Consider the following 16,320-nt stretch of genomic DNA (forward strand, 5'->3'; position numbering starts at 1 on the left):
AGCATCTATGCGGCTAAAAGCAGATATATCGCTGTTTTTAACGGATTTGCATCATCATTAGTTTTGAAATTAGCATTAAAAAATATACCTGCATTTTGAATGAAAGCATTGACTCGTGCTAGAATCTTTTCTCCACTCAATTTTGAGAAGTGGTCATGTACACTGCTAATAAGTACAAGATGTATCGCAGCACATGATATATACGGGGGAACTGCAAATATAGTGTGACCGTCAGCCAAGCTTGGGAGAGGCTTTAAAGTGATGGTTAGTATCATCAGAAGTAGGGCGGTGTTAAAGTCTCACTTCCCGCAAACTATAGTACAAAATATCAACTGTTCATTACTGGGAGAACGAAATGAAATTAACTTCAAAACTGATGAGTGCCGTTGCAGGCGTTGCCATGTTGGCTGGCGCACAGTCAGCGAATGCCGATGGCCATAGTCTGACAGTAGGGTACTTCCTTGAATGGCCCATGCCATTTCAGTTTGGGAAGGTGAATGGGCTTTACGACGAAGCCTTGGGCACAACTGTAAACTGGGTTGCATTTGATACTGGCACGGCAATGTCTGCTGCCATGGCATCTGGCGATGTCCAGATTTCTGTTAGCCAAGGTGTACCACCTTTCGTCGTTGCTACATCTGCCGGGCAGGATCTTCAGGCCATTGACGTTGCTGTAAGCTATTCTGAAAACGACAACTGCGTTGTATCGGCTGGTCTTGAGATCGATAAGGACTCGGCCTCAGAACTTTCCGGCAAAAAAGTTGCAGTGCCACTTGGGACGGCTGCCCATTATGGCTTCCTGAAGCAAATGGATCATTTTGGCGTCGATATCGCGTCGCTTGATATCGTGAACATGGCTCCGCCAGAAGGTGCTGCCGCGATTGCACAAGGTGCCGTTGATATGGCCTGCGGGTGGGGCGGTGCATTGCGCCGCATGAAAGAGCATGGGAATGTTCTGCTGACCGGTGCCGAAAAGGAAGAGCTGGGTATTTTGGTATTCGACGTCACAACTGCACCAGCAGATTTTGTCGCTGAAAACGCTGAAATGGTTGAGAAATTCGTGGCTGTGACTGCGGAAATGAACGCCAAATGGAACGCTGGTGACAGCAAGGACGAGATGCTGCCCGTTATAGCCAAGGACGCAGGTATGGAGCTTGCCGATGCTGAAAGCACAATGGCGACGTTCAGCTTCCCATCTGTCGAAGAACAGCTGTCTGACAAGTGGTTCGGTGGCGGATCTCAGACATTCATGAAGGGTGTTGCTGACGTGTTTGTGGAAGCTGGCGATGTGGAAAATGCACTCGACAGCTATGAGGGCAATGTAAATACCGCCCCTCTGTCAAGCAACCAGTAAATTAAGCAAAACCTCAAAGGCGGGTCGGGTCTCTGACCTGCCTTTTTGACTGCCCTCGTTAAAGGAGCACAGCCCGTGTCCGGTCTGTCAATTGAAAATATTTCCATGCGTTTTGACCTGCCGAACGGAACATCTGTTCAAGCATTGAAGAACGTATCACTCGATCTCAAACAAGGTGATCTGCTGTCTGTTCTTGGCCCCTCGGGCTGTGGAAAGACAACACTGCTTAACATTGTTGCTGGGTTTCTTGCCCCAACAGAAGGCAAAATCATTCTTGGGGATCATACTGTTACCGGCCCAGATGCAGAGCGTGGTATGGTATTTCAACAAGGAGCCCTGTTCGAATGGATGAGCGTTCGTGAAAACGTCTCTTTTGGCCCAAAGATGAAGGGGCAAAAGCCTGCGGAATATGCCGAGAATGTTGACCATCTTCTGGAAGTTGTTGGTCTGAAAGACTTCAAGGAAAAAGCGATCTACGAATTGTCCGGCGGGATGCAGCAGCGTGTTGCCCTAGCCCGTTGCCTTGCAAATGACCCCGATGTGATCTTGATGGATGAGCCGCTGGGGGCGTTGGATGCGCTGACCCGTGAGAAGATGCAAGGTCTGGTGCTGAAGTTGTGGAAAGAGACAGGCAAGACGATCATTCTGATTACCCACTCGGTTGAAGAAGCGTTGCTATTGGGGGAACGCCTGCTTGTTATGGCACCGCGCCCTGGTCGTATTCACAAGGAATATCGCTTGCCATTCGCAGAAATGGGCGTTGGCGCTGATCTGCGTGAGGTTAAGAAACACAAGGACTACGCATCTACGCGTGAGGAAATACTGAGCATGATCTGGGATATGGAAGAGGAAATTATGGGCCGGACGGAGGAAAACGCATGATTGCTTTTGCGCTGTCCGATCTCTGGGGTGAGGTTCAGATTCTGCTGTCGGGTATTATCAGGGCTATGCCGTTCATACTGGGATATGTCGCTCTGATCCTTGCAACGATGTTCGTCTACCAGATGATCAGGAAGGTTTTGTCGCCAAAGGCTGATTATGGTTCGCTCAAAACCGTGACGTTCGGGGATGAAAGCTCTGTTTCGTCCAATGGGGTCGCCTCGGTAGTCTCAATCGTGTTTTTGTTCATTCTATGGGGCTCGTTTACGGCGTCTTCTGCTTTGCCATCCTTCCTGCATGTGCCGGGGCCATTCAAAGGTGATACGAGTTTCACCTACACCGCGCAGGATGAAGCCGGTGTTGAGGACGAGGCGACGGTATTCGCCCGTGTGCATACATTCGGGACGGATGTTGAGGACCCAGCTGCGGAAGGTGCTGACGATGGTTTTGCAAAGAATGATATAGTCACTGTTGAAGCCGGACGTTCCAAACTGATCCGGGTAGACCAAAATGATGAGCGTGGGCGAGATGACGGCGTGACAATCGTTGCAGTCAACGGTACGCCGCTTGAGGCTGGTGGCCGCGTTCGTGTGGACGGGGGACAAGTCGGTATGACACCTAAGGGGACGCTGAATTTCATCCCCTCCAAGGGCATACAGATGGACCCGCTGTGGTTGCCATCCCCTGATACGGTTGTAAGCCGGTTTTTCAAACTGATGACGGAAGGCTATCAAAACTCCACTCTGGTGGAACACCTGGGGTATTCCTTATTTCGCGTTGTGATTGGCTTTCTCTTTGGTGCAATCGTGGGCATTCCGTTGGGCTATGCAATGGGTTTGTCAGGTTGGTTCCGTGGCTGGTTCGATCCGATTGTGGAATTCATGCGACCCGTGCCACCACTTGCGCTGATCCCGTTGGTGATCATCTGGGCGGGCATCGGTGAGATCGGTAAGATCATTCTGCTGTTCCTTGCGGCGCTATGGATCATGGCGATTGCGGCGCGCGCTGGTGTGTCTGGTGTCAATATTACCAAGGTTCACGCAGCCTATTCGCTTGGGGCTTCCAAGTTCCAGATATTGCGACATGTGATTATCCCGAACTCGCTGCCGGAAATCTTCACCGGGGCGCGGGTTGCCATGGGTGTTTGCTGGGGCACCGTGGTTGCGGCAGAACTTGTTGCTGCGACGGAAGGTGCAGGCATGATGATCATGGTTGCATCCCGCTTCCAGTTGACTGACATCGTGATCGTCGGGATCATCCTGATCGGCATTATCGGCTACTGCATCGATATTCTGTTCCGTCAGGCCGAGAAATATCTGGTGCCCTGGAAGGGCCGCAGCTGATCCTTAAGCCAAGGTCGTAAATTCGCCACCGCCTGTCTTGTCCGGACAGGCGGTGGTTTTCGTTTCAGGGTGGGGTGCTATCATGTTTCTGAGCATCTTTGATATATTCAAGATCGGCATCGGTCCGTCCTCGTCCCACACAATGGGACCGATGACTGCGGCTGGGCGGTTTCTGGATGATCTACGCGGGGGGCGAGACAAGGAACCGGGCGCTGGGCAAATGGCTGGGCTAGGGGCGTCACTTCACGGCTCGCTCGCGTTTACTGGCAAGGGTCATGCCACAGACCGCGCCGTTATGTTGGGCTTTATGGGATTTCTGCCCGACACACTGAATCCGGATTCGGTTGAGGCTTTGGAGGAAGAGGTGCGGCAGACATGCACTGTGACGCCAGATGGTTTGGGTGCATTGCGCTTCGATCCGCAGGTTGATCTTGTATTTGACTACGACACTGCGCTCCCCGGTCATGCCAATGGTATGATCCTCAAAGCCTTTGATGAGGTCGGAAACCTCTACCTGCAAGAGACCTATTATTCTATCGGTGGCGGGTTTGTCCTAACTGCGACCGAACTGGAAGACATGGCACGCGGTGATGCCAATGCATTGCACGCCCAGAAAGCAGCGATTGGCTATCCTTATCCATTCGGATCAGCGGAAGAGATGCTGAAGATGGGCGCTGCTTCAGACAAAAGCATCGCGCACATGAAAGAGGCAAATGAGCTTAGCCATATGGGCAAGGCCGTATTGGACAAAGGGATCATGCGTTTGCGGGATGCCATGTTCGACTGCATTGACCGTGGCCTGCGCATGGAGGGGGAACTGCCCGGTGGCCTAAGGGTCAAGCGGCGGGCGAAGCATATTCACGACCAACTTCTGTCCGAGCAGGGCAGGAATCTGTCGCAGCCACACACGATAAATGACTGGATGAGCGTCTATGCCATGGCAGTGAATGAAGAAAACGCGGCCGGTGGGCGTGTCGTGACCTCCCCCACAAATGGCGCGGCTGGAGTGCTGCCCTCAGTGCTGCGCTATTATCGTGATCATTGCGTTGGTGCGAATGATGACGGGGTGCGAATTTTTCTTTTGACCGCTGCGGCAATTGGTGGATTGATCAAGCATAATGCGTCGATTTCCGGGGCCGAGGTTGGGTGCCAGGGCGAGGTCGGCTCGGCATCTTCGATGGCGGCTGCGGGGCTTTGCGCTGCGCTGGGCGGCACCAACGCGCAAATAGAGAACGCTGCCGAAATCGCACTGGAACATCATCTGGGCATGACGTGTGATCCGGTTGGCGGTCTGGTTCAGGTGCCCTGTATCGAGCGTAATGGGCTTGGCGCGATAAAAGCGGTCTCAGCCGCCTCGCTGGCGCTGCGCGGGGACGGGCAACATTTCATGCCACTCGACAATTGCATCGAGGCGATGCGCCAGACCGGGCTCGATATGAATACGAAATACAAGGAAACCAGTCAGGGTGGGTTGGCGGTCAACTTGCCTCAGTGCTGAATGAGGGGCTGATCACTACTCGTGTCTCCCAAGTGTTGCACTGTGCTTCTAGTGGTTCATGTAACGGAGTGTCGATGAAGATGCTGTTCACATCCCGCAGAGACGCTATTTTCACCGGGGCCGAGCGTTGAAACTTGGAATGATCCGCCACAAGAAATGTCTGGCGTGACTGATCGATGATCGTCTGACTGACGCCGACTTCCTGCAAATCGAAGTCCAGCAAGTCGCCATCCGAATCCAGCGCTGAACACCCGATTACGGCGAAATCAAACTTGAACTGCTGGATCATTTTTGTGGTCAAAGCCCCTGTCAATCCACCATCGGATCTGCGTAGAACGCCGCCAGCGACCATGATCTGGCAATCGGGATTTTCGCTCAGAATATTCGCAACATTGATGTTGTTTGTGACAACCATAAGGTTGCGGTGGTGTAGAAGTTCGCGGGCCACAGCTTCGGTGCTGGTGCCTATATTCAAAAACAGCGTCGTATTTTCCGGAATCTCTGCCGCACAGCTTTTGGCGATTGCGGCTTTGGCGGATGCATTCAGCTTCCGCCTTTCTTGGTAGCCGATATTTGAAATGCCAAATGGCAAGATTGCCCCGCCGTGGACCCGTTTTAGCTTGCCGGTTTCCGAGAGCTCACTCAGATCTTTTCGGATGGTCTGCACGCTAATGGCAAAACGACTGGCGAGGTCATCGACCTCGACCTTGCCATGGATACGGGCTAGCGACAGGATTTCGGATTGGCGTAGGTTTAGGGGCATATCAGCTCTCAAACGAAGATAAAGCGAAGCTATGCCTTGACGAAACGAAAGTAAACATGCCTCTAAAGGGGGTATTGAGCCCTTATGAGTCGGAGACCCCATGGCAAACGAAGACATTCTGGACCTGTTTATCATTGGTGGCGGGATCAACGGCTGCGGCATTGCACGTGATGCGGCGGGGCGGGGGCTTCGGGTTGGCTTGGCGGAAATGAACGATCTGGCGTCTGCCACATCGTCCGCGTCGACAAAGCTGTTTCATGGGGGCCTGCGCTACCTTGAGTATTTTGAGGTCAGGCTGGTTCGTGAAGCGTTGATTGAGCGCGAAACTTTGTTGCGCGCCATGCCACATATCAGCTGGCCGATGCGGTTTGTGTTGCCATATCACAGGGACATGCGGTTTGAAGGAGAAACGCCCATATCGAAGCTTCTGAACATCTTCATGCCATGGATGAAAGGCCGCAGGCCTGCTTGGCTGATCCGATTGGGGTTGTTCCTTTATGACCATCTGGGCGGTCGAAAAATATTGCCCGGCACAACGACGGTCAATCTGAAACAGGATCCGGTCGGGATGCCATTGCAGGATAGGTTTGAGAAAGCTTACGAATATTCCGACTGCTGGATTGAAGACTCCAGACTTGTTGTCCTGAACGCGCGCGATGCGCAGGCGCGCGGGGCGCAGATCATGACGCGCACCAAGGTTCTGTCCGCAGAACGGGATGGGGATTTGTGGAAGATCACCTTGCAAGATGTCGCATCGGGACGTGAATTCACGCATCACGCCAAAATGCTGATCAATGCCGGGGGGCCATGGGTCGAGGATGTCATCCGCAACACAGCGCGGATTAACTCAAGCGAAGGGGTTCGTCTGGTGCGTGGCAGCCATATCGTCACGCGCAAGCTGTTTGACCATGACAAGTGCTATTTCTTTCAGGGCGAGGACGGCCGGATCATCTTTGCCATTCCTTATGAAACAGATTTCACCCTCATCGGAACCACGGATGCAGAGCATGACGACCCATCTACCAAGCCTGTCTGTACAGAGGAAGAATCCAACTATCTCCTCAACTTCGCCTCACAGTATTTCAAACAACCTGTCACCAAAGATGATATCGTCTGGACGTATTCCGGCGTCCGCCCCCTATATGATGACGGTGCGACTTCGGCGACGGCTGCAACGCGCGACTATGTTCTGAAGGTCAATCAAGATGGCGGCGCACCAATGCTGAATGTCTTCGGTGGCAAGATCACGACCTACCGCAAGCTTGCTGAGCATGCGTTGGAAAAGATCGTGCCGTTTTTCCCTGGTACATCGGGCAGTTGGACTGCCGGTGTTGCCCTTCCCGGCGGTGATTTTCCGGTTGGCGGTACGGACGACCTGATTACCAAGTTGAAAGCAGATTATGCCTTTCTGGATGATTTCTGGGCACACCGTTTGATCAAAGCTTATGGGACGCTGGCCGCAGAGGTGCTTGGGCAGGCAAAAAGTTTGGAAGACATGGGGCAGGTCTTTGGGGCTAGCTTGACCGAGCGCGAAATTCTTTGGCTGATGAAAAACGAGTATGCCCGCACGGCACAGGATGTTGTCTGGCGGCGCTCCAAACTTGGGTTGCGATTGACGGCAGAACAGATTGAGACGCTGGACATCTTCATGCAGGCCAACATGGCGCAAGACGCTTTGCAAGCGGCCACAGAACAGGCTTAATATCCCCAAAGAACAGGAGATTTCGATGTCCCATATCCTTGCAATCGATCAAGGCACAACATCAAGCCGGGCAATCATCTTTGACAAAGCGATGAAGATCGTCGCCATTGCACAGGAAGAATTCACTCAGCATTACCCGGCGTCTGGTTGGGTGGAACATGATGTAGGCGATCTATGGTCCTCGACTGCGGGGACGTGCCGCGCCGTGATCGAAAAAGCTGGGCTGAAACCTGGTGATATTGCCGCTATCGGGATCACCAACCAGCGCGAAACTACAATCGTCTGGGATAAAAACACAGGTCAGCCGGTGCATAAAGCTATCGTCTGGCAGGACCGGCGCACGTCGGAGTTCTGTCAGGACATGAAAGCGGCGGGGCATGAGCCGGTTGTCACGAAAAAGACGGGGCTATTGTTGGACCCGTATTTCTCAGGCACCAAGTTGCGCTGGATTTTGGAGAATGTAGAAGGCGCAAGAGCACGAGCCGAAAAAGGAGAGCTGCTTTTCGGAACTGTGGATACCTATCTGATCTGGAAGCTGACGGGTGGGGCGTCGTTTGTCACGGATGCCACCAATGCCGCGCGCACGATGATGTATGACATCCGGCAAGGGCGTTGGTCGAAAACCATGTGCGACATGCTGGATATTCCCATGGCTATGCTGCCCGAGGTCAGGGATTGCGCTGCTGATTTTGGTATGGCGCGGGCTGATTTGTTCGGGCAGGAGATTCCGATATTAGGTGTTGCGGGGGATCAGCAAGCGGCCACCGTCGGGCAGGCCTGCTTTGAGCCGGGTATGCTGAAATCGACCTATGGGACGGGGTGTTTTGCATTGCTAAATACAGGCGATACGCCTGTGACGTCGCAGAACCGTTTGCTGACGACCATTGCCTATCAGCTTAATGGCAAGCCAACCTATGCCTTGGAAGGATCGATTTTCATTGCGGGTGCTGTGGTGCAGTGGCTCCGGGATGGTTTGAAAATTATCCGCGACGCGAAGGAAACCCAAGCTCTGGCTGAGGCGTCTGACCCGTCACAATCGGTTATTTTGGTGCCAGCTTTCACGGGCCTTGGTGCGCCTTACTGGAACGCAGAATGTCGCGGGGCTATTTATGGGCTGAACCGAAACTCTGGCCCCGAGGACTTTGCCCGCGCTGCGCTTGAAAGCGTCGGCTACCAGACTCGCGATTTGCTGGAAGCGATGTTTGCTGACTGGGATGGGGCTTCTGATGCCGAGGTTCTACGTGTTGATGGCGGGATGAGCGCCAGCGATTGGGCAATGCAGTTTCTGTCGGACATCATTGGCGCATCGGTAGATCGTCCCGAAGTTCTGGAAACAACGGCCTTGGGTGCAGCTTGGTTGGCCGGATCACGCGTCGGGCTCTATCCAGACCGCGCCGAGTTTGCCAGAAGCTGGGCGCTGGAGCGACGGTTTGGCCCTACGATGGATGACGCGACACGGACCCGGAAATATGCTGCCTGGAAAAGGGCTGTTACGGCAACCATGTCTGTGTGAAGGTGGTGCCCTCGAACTAACGGGCTCCAATGACAACACCGCAAGCCAAATTTCTGGATGGGAATCTGTTTAAGCACATCACGGTGATGTCGCTAACTGCGTCTATCGGTTTGATGGCAGTATTCCTTGTCGATTTTATCGATATGATCTTCATCTCGATGCTGGGCAATGCGGCCCTTGCCGCAGCAATCGGCTATGCGGGCGCAATCCTGTTCTTCACCACGTCATTCGGGATCGGCATGGCTATCGCAGGCGGCGCGCTTGTGGCACGTGCTTTGGGTGAGGGCGATGAGGCGAAAGCACGTAGGCTGACCACCAATGCGGTGATCTACGGTGTGCTTGCAGGGGCTTTGTTTGCCGGTCTCGTTTGGATCAATCTGCGCGGCTTGACAGGGCTGGTCGGTGCCTCGGGCGAGACGCAGGATCTTGCGATAGGCTACCTGTCGATCATCGTCCCAAGCCTGCCATTCCTGTTGGTCGGTATGGTCGGTGGTGCTATCCTACGTGCTTATGGGGATGCCCGCAGAGCGATGATGGCCACTATCGCCGGGGGTGTGGTGAATGCGGTTCTTGATCCAATCCTGATCTTCGGCCTTGATCTGGAACTAACTGGCGCTGCAATTGCCAGCGTTCTGGCGCGCATTGCAATTGCCGTCTTTGCTCTGCGACCTATCCTGCGCCATTACGGCGGGCTGGACCGACCAACCGTGCAAGGGGTTCGTCTTGATCTGATGCCGGTTCTGGCTATTGCTTTGCCAGCGATTCTGACACAGCTGGCCACGCCCATTGGTCAGGCCTATGTTACCCGTGCGATGGCCGAGTTTGGCGAATCCGCCGTTGCAGGCTTCGCCGTTGTGTCACGTCTGACACCTGTATCTTTCGCGGTAATCTTTGCCTTGTCTGGTGCAATCGGTCCGATCATCGGGCAGAATTTCGGAGCCCAGAACTATGATCGCGTGCGGCAATCGTTCCGGGATGGGCTGACATTTGTGGCACTTTATGTGCTGTTCGTCGCCATCATCCTATTCGCGCTACGCGGCCATATTGCAAAGCTATTTGGGCTGGAGGGCGTGGCAATCGACTTGCTTTACCTGTTCTGCGGGCCGCTGGCGCTGGCGTTCTTTTTCAACGGTGTCCTGTTCGTGGCGAATGCTGCCTTCAATAATTTGGGGCATCCGTTCTATTCAACATGGGTCAATTGGGGCCGCCACACGCTGGGTACGATCCCATTTGTTTTACTCGGAGGATACCTGTTCGGCGCGCCGGGTGTGCTGATTGGTCAGGCGCTTGGTGGCTTAGTCTTCGCGGCTATTGCCCTGATTCTGGCACAGCGGGTGATGTCGCATCAGGGCGATGTACCCGAGCGCGACCCGTTTTCGCGGCAGGCACGCTTGTTACAGCTGTTCCACCTGCGCCGATAGGCGATCCAGATGATGGTCCACTAACGCTTTTTCGAAAATGCTCAGCGTCTGATGGCGCGCATAAAGCGGATTTTCCCTGTCATTATGAATTTGGGCATCCCAGCCTTCGGTTGTGTCAAAGAACCTCTCTACACCGTCTTCACCGAAAACCCTGTGAAACCCTTGCACAACGACATCAATATAGCTCAGCAGGATAGGGGCGCGCATGGGTGTTTCAATGTTTTGATCAGACCTAGTCTGATAAATCTGTACATGGATCGGGGTTGGAACGCTGTGGTCCAAATCTTCTGCCGACACGGGGCTGCGGGAATAGGCGGCTTCACGGAGATCTAGCGCCGACCAATCATTGCCCGGCACGCGTGCGACCAGGCCATCGATTTGTGTCTTATGATCAGGAATAATGTTCAGAAATGCTAACTTGCGCAGCTTTGTATGTTGCCAGCGTCTGCGCCAGCCCCGCACTTGTGCAGATTGCGGGTTTTCATAATCATGGGTCGCCGTATTTACCAGCGATCCATAGCCAAAGAAGTAGGGCTCAGTCATAACATAACATTTGGATTTTTTGTTTGGTTTCGCAAGAGGCAGACGCGAGTTTGCACATTTGACAGGATACTGTAGCTTAATGTTCTGAAAAGAGAAACAAAGGGAGCATTCAGATGTCAGTAGCACGCGTTACAGAAATTATCGCCTCGTCCAAGAAAAGTTTTGAAGATGCTATCGAAAGCGGCGTCGCCCGCGCGTCCAAAACATTGAAGAATGTTGAAGGTGCTTGGGTGCAGGATATGAAATGCACGGTCAAAGATGGCAAGATCTCTGAATATCGTGTCATTCTGAAAGTGACCTTTGTTCTTGAAGACTGAGATAATGCCGCGCTGCAGAATATTACCGTAGGCGCGGCATATCTGCTTTCCTAAACCGTCAGGATGCGGCATTCTGATGGTATGGGCGGCAAAGTTATCACCGTTGCACAGCAAAAAGGCGGGTCGGGCAAGACGACACTGTCAGTGAATATTGCTGTTGCCGCTGTGCTGGCAGGCAAATCCGTGGCTTTGATTGACAGTGATCCGCAAGGTAGTCTTGGTCAGTGGTTCATGTTGCGACTTGAGGCATTATCGGGCCAGCCTGATCTGGATTTTTCGACCGCCAGCGCTTGGGGTATTGCCTATGAGTGCGATAAACTTAAGGCGGACCATGATCTAGTCATCGTGGATACGCCCCCCAAAATCGACTCGGATTTGCGGCCGGCATTCCGGGCGTCTGATCTTATTCTGGTGCCGGTGTCGGTATCCCAAGTGGACGTCTGGGCCACAGCCTCTGTGATTGAATTAGCGGCGAAAGAAGATCGGCCGGTTATGACTGTTATGAACCGTTCGCGGGCAGGGACCCGTCTGGCCGGCGAGATTAAGTTATCATTGCAAGATATGCCCTGTCAGGAAGCTCAGACAGTTCTGTCCAATCGGGTGATTTATGCAGAAACTCTTGGGTATGGGAAAGCAGTGTGTGAGGTCAAGAAAACTGGCCCTGCTGCGGTCGAGATACAGGCTTTGACGCAGGAAATCCTGTCTGCACTGAAATAATCAGATCAGGCCCTGACGGTCTTTGTGACACTTTCGAAATGCTTTTGAATATGTGTTGCCTTTTATGGTGGTCGCCCCATGTCACATATCAAATGAAATCAGCGGGGATGACATGTCAGGTTCAGAAGATCGAAAGTCAGCCATGAAATCTGATCTCAATGAGAAAACTGCGCAGGCGCTGATGTCTATTGTCGATGATCAGAGACGACAAGAAGCTGCCGGGTATGCCGTTATTGGTGGCGCTATGGCTTACGGTGAAGGGGCTTTGGGTGATGGGCGCTTCGGGAAACTATCGCGCGGGGCGATGTGGTTTTGCATCTGGTGCGCAATGATCGTGCCGGTTTTGTTGTTCTGGCGCGTTGTGTTCTGAAAGTTGTGTTCTGAAATAAGACTAACAGATAGCTTTAAGCTGTCCGGGCCGCGTTTGGTGGAAGATTTACTTTGACGGTTTTGTGCATAGATTGAGGTGCTTTGAGGAATGCTACTGCAATCATGCACATTGCCAAAGCTGTCGCACTTCCAAAGTAAAGACCGATTGCTGTTGTCCAACTGGCATCGAAAACCAGCAGTGAAATAACGGAAGTAATCAATCCGGCAAAGCTGCCCATAATCAAACCCACAACGGCCATTTCTATTCCTCGCTTTAAAATATTCCCTAATGGGAAATATCGCCCATCAATTCTTAGACAAAAATTAACGACTCATTTCTGCCGAGAATAAGGCAAGCATATGTTTTCGTTTGGGCAGAGGGTCTTTAACTTACATGGCAATATGATGCTATGCGTTATAAGTTTTTTTATTTACAGATACTTGTCTCAAGAAAGCCCCTGCTGAGTTTAGAAGCTTCATGAACTTAATTGGGGGCGCAGAACAGCGCCATCCTTATCTTTCAAAGCAACTTATGCCATTTTGGGTCCTGATCGGATGATCAGGCAATGCTTGGCGTTGCTACCATAGTAGCTGCGCGTTCTTTCTTGATGGCTTGTTCTTTCTTGCCGAGCAAGGAGAGAAGTATCGTACCTACGCCCAAGGCAATGCCGCTGCTGATATAGATTGAAAACGCCGTCTCAAGGCCAGCGCCGAAAAAGGCTACTGATGCGACGGAGGCGAACAGGCTGATGATGCTGCCAATCACGAATACGAGTGCTACCATTTTTTTACCCTCTTGTTTAGATCCCACTTGGGGAATGATCCTTGATATCTCTTAAGGATCAATAAACAGGGGCATCGCGCCGAGAGTTGGGCGGGTCTGTGATTTAATCGGGCAAGGTTGTGATCTATTGCGGAAAGAATGTGGTTAGCTTGCGGCGAGCGCAACAATTCTTGGTTTTGGGCTGGAATTGGCTCCAAAATTGGTTTTGGGCCCGGCATAACCGCCGGACCCAATGCGTTTATGACAGCATCGCTGCAATCTGGTCCTTAAGTGTCAGGCGTTTCTTGCGTAGATCTTGTTCGGAAAATTCATCCATTGGATCCACATTCGTCTCGGCCCGGTGTATGGCGCGGTTCACCTCATGATATTCATCTGACAGTTTGCGGAAATGCGCGTCAGTCTCTTTCAGACGATGAAGCTGTTCCAGCTTGTCAGGGAATTCTTCTGTCAGTTCATGGGGTGTGTGGGACATATTCGGCTCCTCTATAGATATGTCGCTTTTAAAGCGATCATCGGAACCTTAAGCGGCAAGCGATGGCTTGCCTTGATATGGGTCAAGGATGCACGCAATCGCGCGCATCCCCGAAAGTCAAAAATCAGGCGAGTGCGATATTCGCAGCGCTTTCGCGGCCATCGCGACCAGCTTCGATGTCGAAGGTCACTTTCTGATTGTCTTCCAGCGTCGACAGACCTGCGCGTTCCAGCGCAGAGATATGTACGAATACATCTTTGCTGCCGCCATCAGGTGCAATGAAGCCGAAGCCTTTTGTTGGGTTAAACCATTTCACGGTGCCAGTGGCCATCGTGTGTCTCCATAAATAGATGCTGCCCGCATTATGCGGCAACTTGGCGTTGTTGGTCTGTAACGAAAGACTGACGGCCAAGTTAGGAAGACAGTGGTCGAAATAGGCAAACGTAGCAATGCTGCATATGGCAGGCCTGCGTGGTGAAGTAAAGGGTTGGAGAGCGTCTATCTGATTGAGGCAAATCAATGCCGAACAGCTCTGAACTAGGATGCAGCACAGTTTCAAGGCTCAAATCGCAGGCGGTCTGACGACAGCGGTTGCGTTCAGAGCCGGTTTGCCCCTAAAGCCATGCACCATGACAACCAAGTTCAAATTTAACTGCACCGGTACAGACGGCAAGGCGCGCACCGGGGTGATCTCAACCCCTCGGGGCGACATTCGAACACCTGCCTTCATGCCTGTCGGTACGGCTGCGACGGTAAAGGCGATGTTGCCTGAAAATGTCCGTGCCACGGGGGCGGATATTCTGTTGGGGAACACCTACCACCTTATGCTGCGCCCGACGGCAGAACGGATTGATCGTTTGGGTGGGTTGCATAAGTTTATGAATTGGGACCGGCCCATCCTGACGGACTCGGGCGGTTTTCAGGTCATGAGCCTGAATGAGCTGCGCAAAATGTCCGAGGACGGCGTGACCTTCAAATCGCATATCGACGGCTCAAAGCATGTTCTGACGCCAGAACGATCGATGGAAATACAGCGCTTGCTCGGCTCTGATATTGTGATGTGTTTTGACGAATGCACACCATTCCCCGCCACTGAACAGGAAAGTTTGCGGTCTATGCAACTGTCCATGCGGTGGGCCGCGCGGTCGCGCGCGGCGTTTGGTGACAGGCCAGGATATGCGTTGTTTGGCATCCAGCAGGGTTCAGTGTTCCGTGACCAGCGCGCCGAGAGCGCTGAGGCATTGCGCAGCATTGAATTTGAGGGCTATGCCGTCGGCGGTTTGGCCGTTGGTGAAGGTCAGGGGCTGATGTTCGAGGTGCTGGATTACGCCCCGGATATGTTGCCGGTGGACAAGCCGCGCTACCTAATGGGGGTAGGCAAGCCAGATGACATAGTGGGTGCAGTACAGCGCGGAATAGATATGTTCGATTGTGTGCTGCCGTCACGTTCTGGTCGGACCGGGCAGGCGTTTACGCGGCGCGGTGTGGTCAATATCAAGAATGCACGTCACATAGACGACCCCCGCCCGCTGGATTCGGATTGCACATGTCCGTGCTGCTCCAGCTATTCCCGTGCCTATCTCAACCACGTTTTTCGGGCACAGGAAATCATTAGCTCAATGCTGATTACATGGCATAACCTGCATTATTATCAGGAACTGATGGCAGGGATCAGAGCCGCGATTGCGCAAGGCCAGCTTGATAATTTCGTCAAGGACTTTCATGAGAAACGTGCAGAAGGTGATATTGAGCCACTTTAAACAATTCAGTGTTGTTTGCGGGCGTCCTTATCGACCTTCTTCAGAAACTGCTTCAGCCGGTCGTGGTAAAATCCCATGGAGTCGTCGAACCAGCGCTCAACTACAGTTCCAAGGGATAGTCCGGTCCGGTCTTCGCGTGTGGTGATATAGCAGGAGTCACGATTAATCTGCGTCAAACGCATCTCAAACGTGCCATCCACCAGCGTATTGTCCGCCTCATTACCTTGAAAGAAGAAGTGACAATGTTCGGGCTCGTCCAGCTCAAGGAAGGTGAGCGCATAGCGCGCAGGTGTCAGAGTGCGCCCGCGCAGTAAGACATTCAATGTGTCGGGATCTTCCTCATCGACTTCGTATTCAGCCATCAGGCCTGTGCAATGCTCATCGGGGGGGCTGCGCCTGGTACTGTATGCTCCCAAATCAGTTTGGCCGAGAATGGAACATGGCTTGAATGCAATTGATTGAAAGTTCGCTTGCGGCCCAGTTTTCGCGCCAATTCGCTTTGAAGCAGGCCGCCTACACCTGCAAATGTCGCTGCAAAGACCACAAGACCAATCAGAAGAGCCACAGTTCCGGACCATGGAATAGAAATCGTGGTGGTTGCAGCCACGATACTGCCGATCCCGGTAATTTCCAATGCGCCACGCTGTGAAGGTGCATAAATCAGCATACACATTGAAATGACACAAAACAGCAATGTGCAGGATAGAATCATTCTGGTAAACTGCACCAGCGACAGATCAGCGCCAGAGGTTGCCACCATAGCACTGCTCAAAGCAGTCATCCCAAAGGAAAACAGCCCGATTCTACGGTAATTGCGTATAACGTAACGCAACATTCAGATGCCTCATCGCTCATTGTTGTTTGATCTTCCTAAATTTGCTTTTT

At 52.7% G+C, this 16,320-nt stretch carries 19 protein-coding genes; 11 read left to right on the plus strand and 8 right to left on the minus strand.

What is annotated here, in order from left to right:
- The first annotated feature begins 355 nt into the window (after nt 1-355).
- The 4 genes from ACZ1HF_RS00795 to ACZ1HF_RS00810 all read left to right on the plus strand — a co-directional run bounded on the left by ACZ1HF_RS00795 (nt 356) and on the right by ACZ1HF_RS00810 (nt 5,074).
- The gene (locus ACZ1HF_RS00795) at nt 356-1,354 is read left to right on the plus strand and encodes a taurine ABC transporter substrate-binding protein (RefSeq protein ID WP_472655720.1); all 999 of its coding nucleotides are present in this window, start codon (nt 356-358) and stop codon (nt 1,352-1,354) included.
- A 75-nt stretch (nt 1,355-1,429) separates the two neighbouring features.
- On the plus strand, nt 1,430-2,236 hold the full coding sequence (locus tag ACZ1HF_RS00800) for a taurine ABC transporter ATP-binding protein (protein ID WP_472655721.1): 807 nt from the start codon (nt 1,430-1,432) through the stop codon (nt 2,234-2,236).
- Nucleotides 2,237-2,301: 65 nt separating this feature from the next.
- Nucleotides 2,302-3,576: an ABC transporter permease gene (locus ACZ1HF_RS00805; protein WP_472658944.1), complete on the plus strand. Its 1,275-nt coding sequence runs from the start codon at nt 2,302-2,304 to the stop codon at nt 3,574-3,576.
- Nucleotides 3,577-3,658: 82 nt separating this feature from the next.
- Nucleotides 3,659-5,074: an L-serine ammonia-lyase gene (locus ACZ1HF_RS00810; RefSeq protein WP_472655722.1), complete on the plus strand. Its 1,416-nt coding sequence runs from the start codon at nt 3,659-3,661 to the stop codon at nt 5,072-5,074.
- Here the strand turns inward: ACZ1HF_RS00810 and ACZ1HF_RS00815 are convergent.
- Nucleotides 5,055-5,837, minus strand: coding sequence for a DeoR/GlpR family DNA-binding transcription regulator (locus ACZ1HF_RS00815; RefSeq protein ID WP_472655723.1), 783 nt, complete (start codon nt 5,835-5,837; stop codon nt 5,055-5,057). The two genes, ACZ1HF_RS00810 and ACZ1HF_RS00815, sit on opposite strands and share 20 nt — an antisense overlap.
- 100 nt (nt 5,838-5,937) lie before the next feature.
- On the opposite strand from ACZ1HF_RS00815, the gene glpD reads away from it, so the two are divergent.
- The 3 genes from glpD to ACZ1HF_RS00830 are packed head-to-tail and all read left to right on the plus strand — an operon-like array spanning nt 5,938 to nt 10,473.
- The gene (gene glpD, locus ACZ1HF_RS00820; protein WP_472655724.1) at nt 5,938-7,539 is read left to right on the plus strand and encodes a glycerol-3-phosphate dehydrogenase; all 1,602 of its coding nucleotides are present in this window, start codon (nt 5,938-5,940) and stop codon (nt 7,537-7,539) included.
- A 25-nt stretch (nt 7,540-7,564) separates the two neighbouring features.
- Nucleotides 7,565-9,052, plus strand: a complete 1,488-nt coding sequence (glpK, locus tag ACZ1HF_RS00825) for a glycerol kinase GlpK (protein WP_472655725.1) — start codon at nt 7,565-7,567, stop codon at nt 9,050-9,052.
- Between the two features lie 29 nt (nt 9,053-9,081).
- Nucleotides 9,082-10,473: an MATE family efflux transporter gene (locus ACZ1HF_RS00830; protein WP_472655726.1), complete on the plus strand. Its 1,392-nt coding sequence runs from the start codon at nt 9,082-9,084 to the stop codon at nt 10,471-10,473.
- On the opposite strand, the gene ACZ1HF_RS00835 is transcribed toward ACZ1HF_RS00830, so the two are convergent.
- Nucleotides 10,447-11,016 carry a gamma-glutamylcyclotransferase family protein gene (locus tag ACZ1HF_RS00835; RefSeq protein WP_472655727.1) on the minus strand — a complete coding sequence of 190 codons (570 nt, stop codon included), beginning with the start codon at nt 11,014-11,016 and terminating at the stop codon, nt 10,447-10,449. The two genes, ACZ1HF_RS00830 and ACZ1HF_RS00835, sit on opposite strands and share 27 nt — an antisense overlap.
- Before the next feature lie 113 nt (nt 11,017-11,129).
- Between ACZ1HF_RS00835 and ACZ1HF_RS00840 the strand changes: the two genes are divergently transcribed.
- The 3 genes from ACZ1HF_RS00840 (at nt 11,130) to ACZ1HF_RS00850 (ending at nt 12,420) form a co-directional block, all read left to right on the plus strand.
- On the plus strand, nt 11,130-11,333 hold the full coding sequence (locus ACZ1HF_RS00840; RefSeq protein ID WP_472655728.1) for a dodecin family protein: 204 nt from the start codon (nt 11,130-11,132) through the stop codon (nt 11,331-11,333).
- Nucleotides 11,334-11,414: 81 nt separating this feature from the next.
- Nucleotides 11,415-12,050: a ParA family partition ATPase gene (gene parA / locus ACZ1HF_RS00845; RefSeq protein WP_472655729.1), complete on the plus strand. Its 636-nt coding sequence runs from the start codon at nt 11,415-11,417 to the stop codon at nt 12,048-12,050.
- Between the two features lie 142 nt (nt 12,051-12,192).
- Nucleotides 12,193-12,420: a hypothetical protein gene (locus ACZ1HF_RS00850; RefSeq protein WP_472655730.1), complete on the plus strand. Its 228-nt coding sequence runs from the start codon at nt 12,193-12,195 to the stop codon at nt 12,418-12,420.
- Nucleotides 12,421-12,454: 34 nt separating this feature from the next.
- Here ACZ1HF_RS00850 and ACZ1HF_RS00855 read toward each other — a convergent pair whose 3' ends face one another.
- The 4 genes from ACZ1HF_RS00855 to ACZ1HF_RS00870 all read right to left on the minus strand — a co-directional run bounded on the left by ACZ1HF_RS00855 (nt 12,455) and on the right by ACZ1HF_RS00870 (nt 14,006).
- On the minus strand, nt 12,455-12,679 hold the full coding sequence (locus ACZ1HF_RS00855) for a hypothetical protein (protein ID WP_472655731.1): 225 nt from the start codon (nt 12,677-12,679) through the stop codon (nt 12,455-12,457).
- A 299-nt stretch (nt 12,680-12,978) separates the two neighbouring features.
- Nucleotides 12,979-13,203, minus strand: coding sequence for a hypothetical protein (locus ACZ1HF_RS00860; RefSeq protein ID WP_472655733.1), 225 nt, complete (start codon nt 13,201-13,203; stop codon nt 12,979-12,981).
- Nucleotides 13,204-13,441: 238 nt separating this feature from the next.
- Complete coding sequence (locus ACZ1HF_RS00865) at nt 13,442-13,675, minus strand: YdcH family protein (RefSeq protein ID WP_472655734.1); 234 nt, start codon at nt 13,673-13,675, stop codon at nt 13,442-13,444.
- A gap of 124 nt (nt 13,676-13,799) precedes the next feature.
- Complete coding sequence (locus ACZ1HF_RS00870) at nt 13,800-14,006, minus strand: cold-shock protein (protein WP_472655735.1); 207 nt, start codon at nt 14,004-14,006, stop codon at nt 13,800-13,802.
- 298 nt (nt 14,007-14,304) lie between these two features.
- On the opposite strand from ACZ1HF_RS00870, the gene tgt reads away from it, so the two are divergent.
- Complete coding sequence (gene tgt, locus ACZ1HF_RS00875) at nt 14,305-15,435, plus strand: tRNA guanosine(34) transglycosylase Tgt (RefSeq protein ID WP_472655736.1); 1,131 nt, start codon at nt 14,305-14,307, stop codon at nt 15,433-15,435.
- A gap of 5 nt (nt 15,436-15,440) precedes the next feature.
- Here tgt and ACZ1HF_RS00880 read toward each other — a convergent pair whose 3' ends face one another.
- Nucleotides 15,441-15,797 carry a hypothetical protein gene (locus ACZ1HF_RS00880; RefSeq protein WP_472655737.1) on the minus strand — a complete coding sequence of 119 codons (357 nt, stop codon included), beginning with the start codon at nt 15,795-15,797 and terminating at the stop codon, nt 15,441-15,443.
- Nucleotides 15,797-16,270 (minus strand): hypothetical protein, encoded by a 474-nt coding sequence (locus ACZ1HF_RS00885; protein ID WP_472655738.1) that lies wholly within the window; start codon nt 16,268-16,270, stop codon nt 15,797-15,799. Before ACZ1HF_RS00885 ends, ACZ1HF_RS00880 begins: the two co-directional genes overlap by 1 nt.
- Nucleotides 16,271-16,320: the final 50 nt, after the last annotated feature.

The sequence above is a fragment of the Litoreibacter sp. GN1-5 genome (assembly GCF_055693805.1).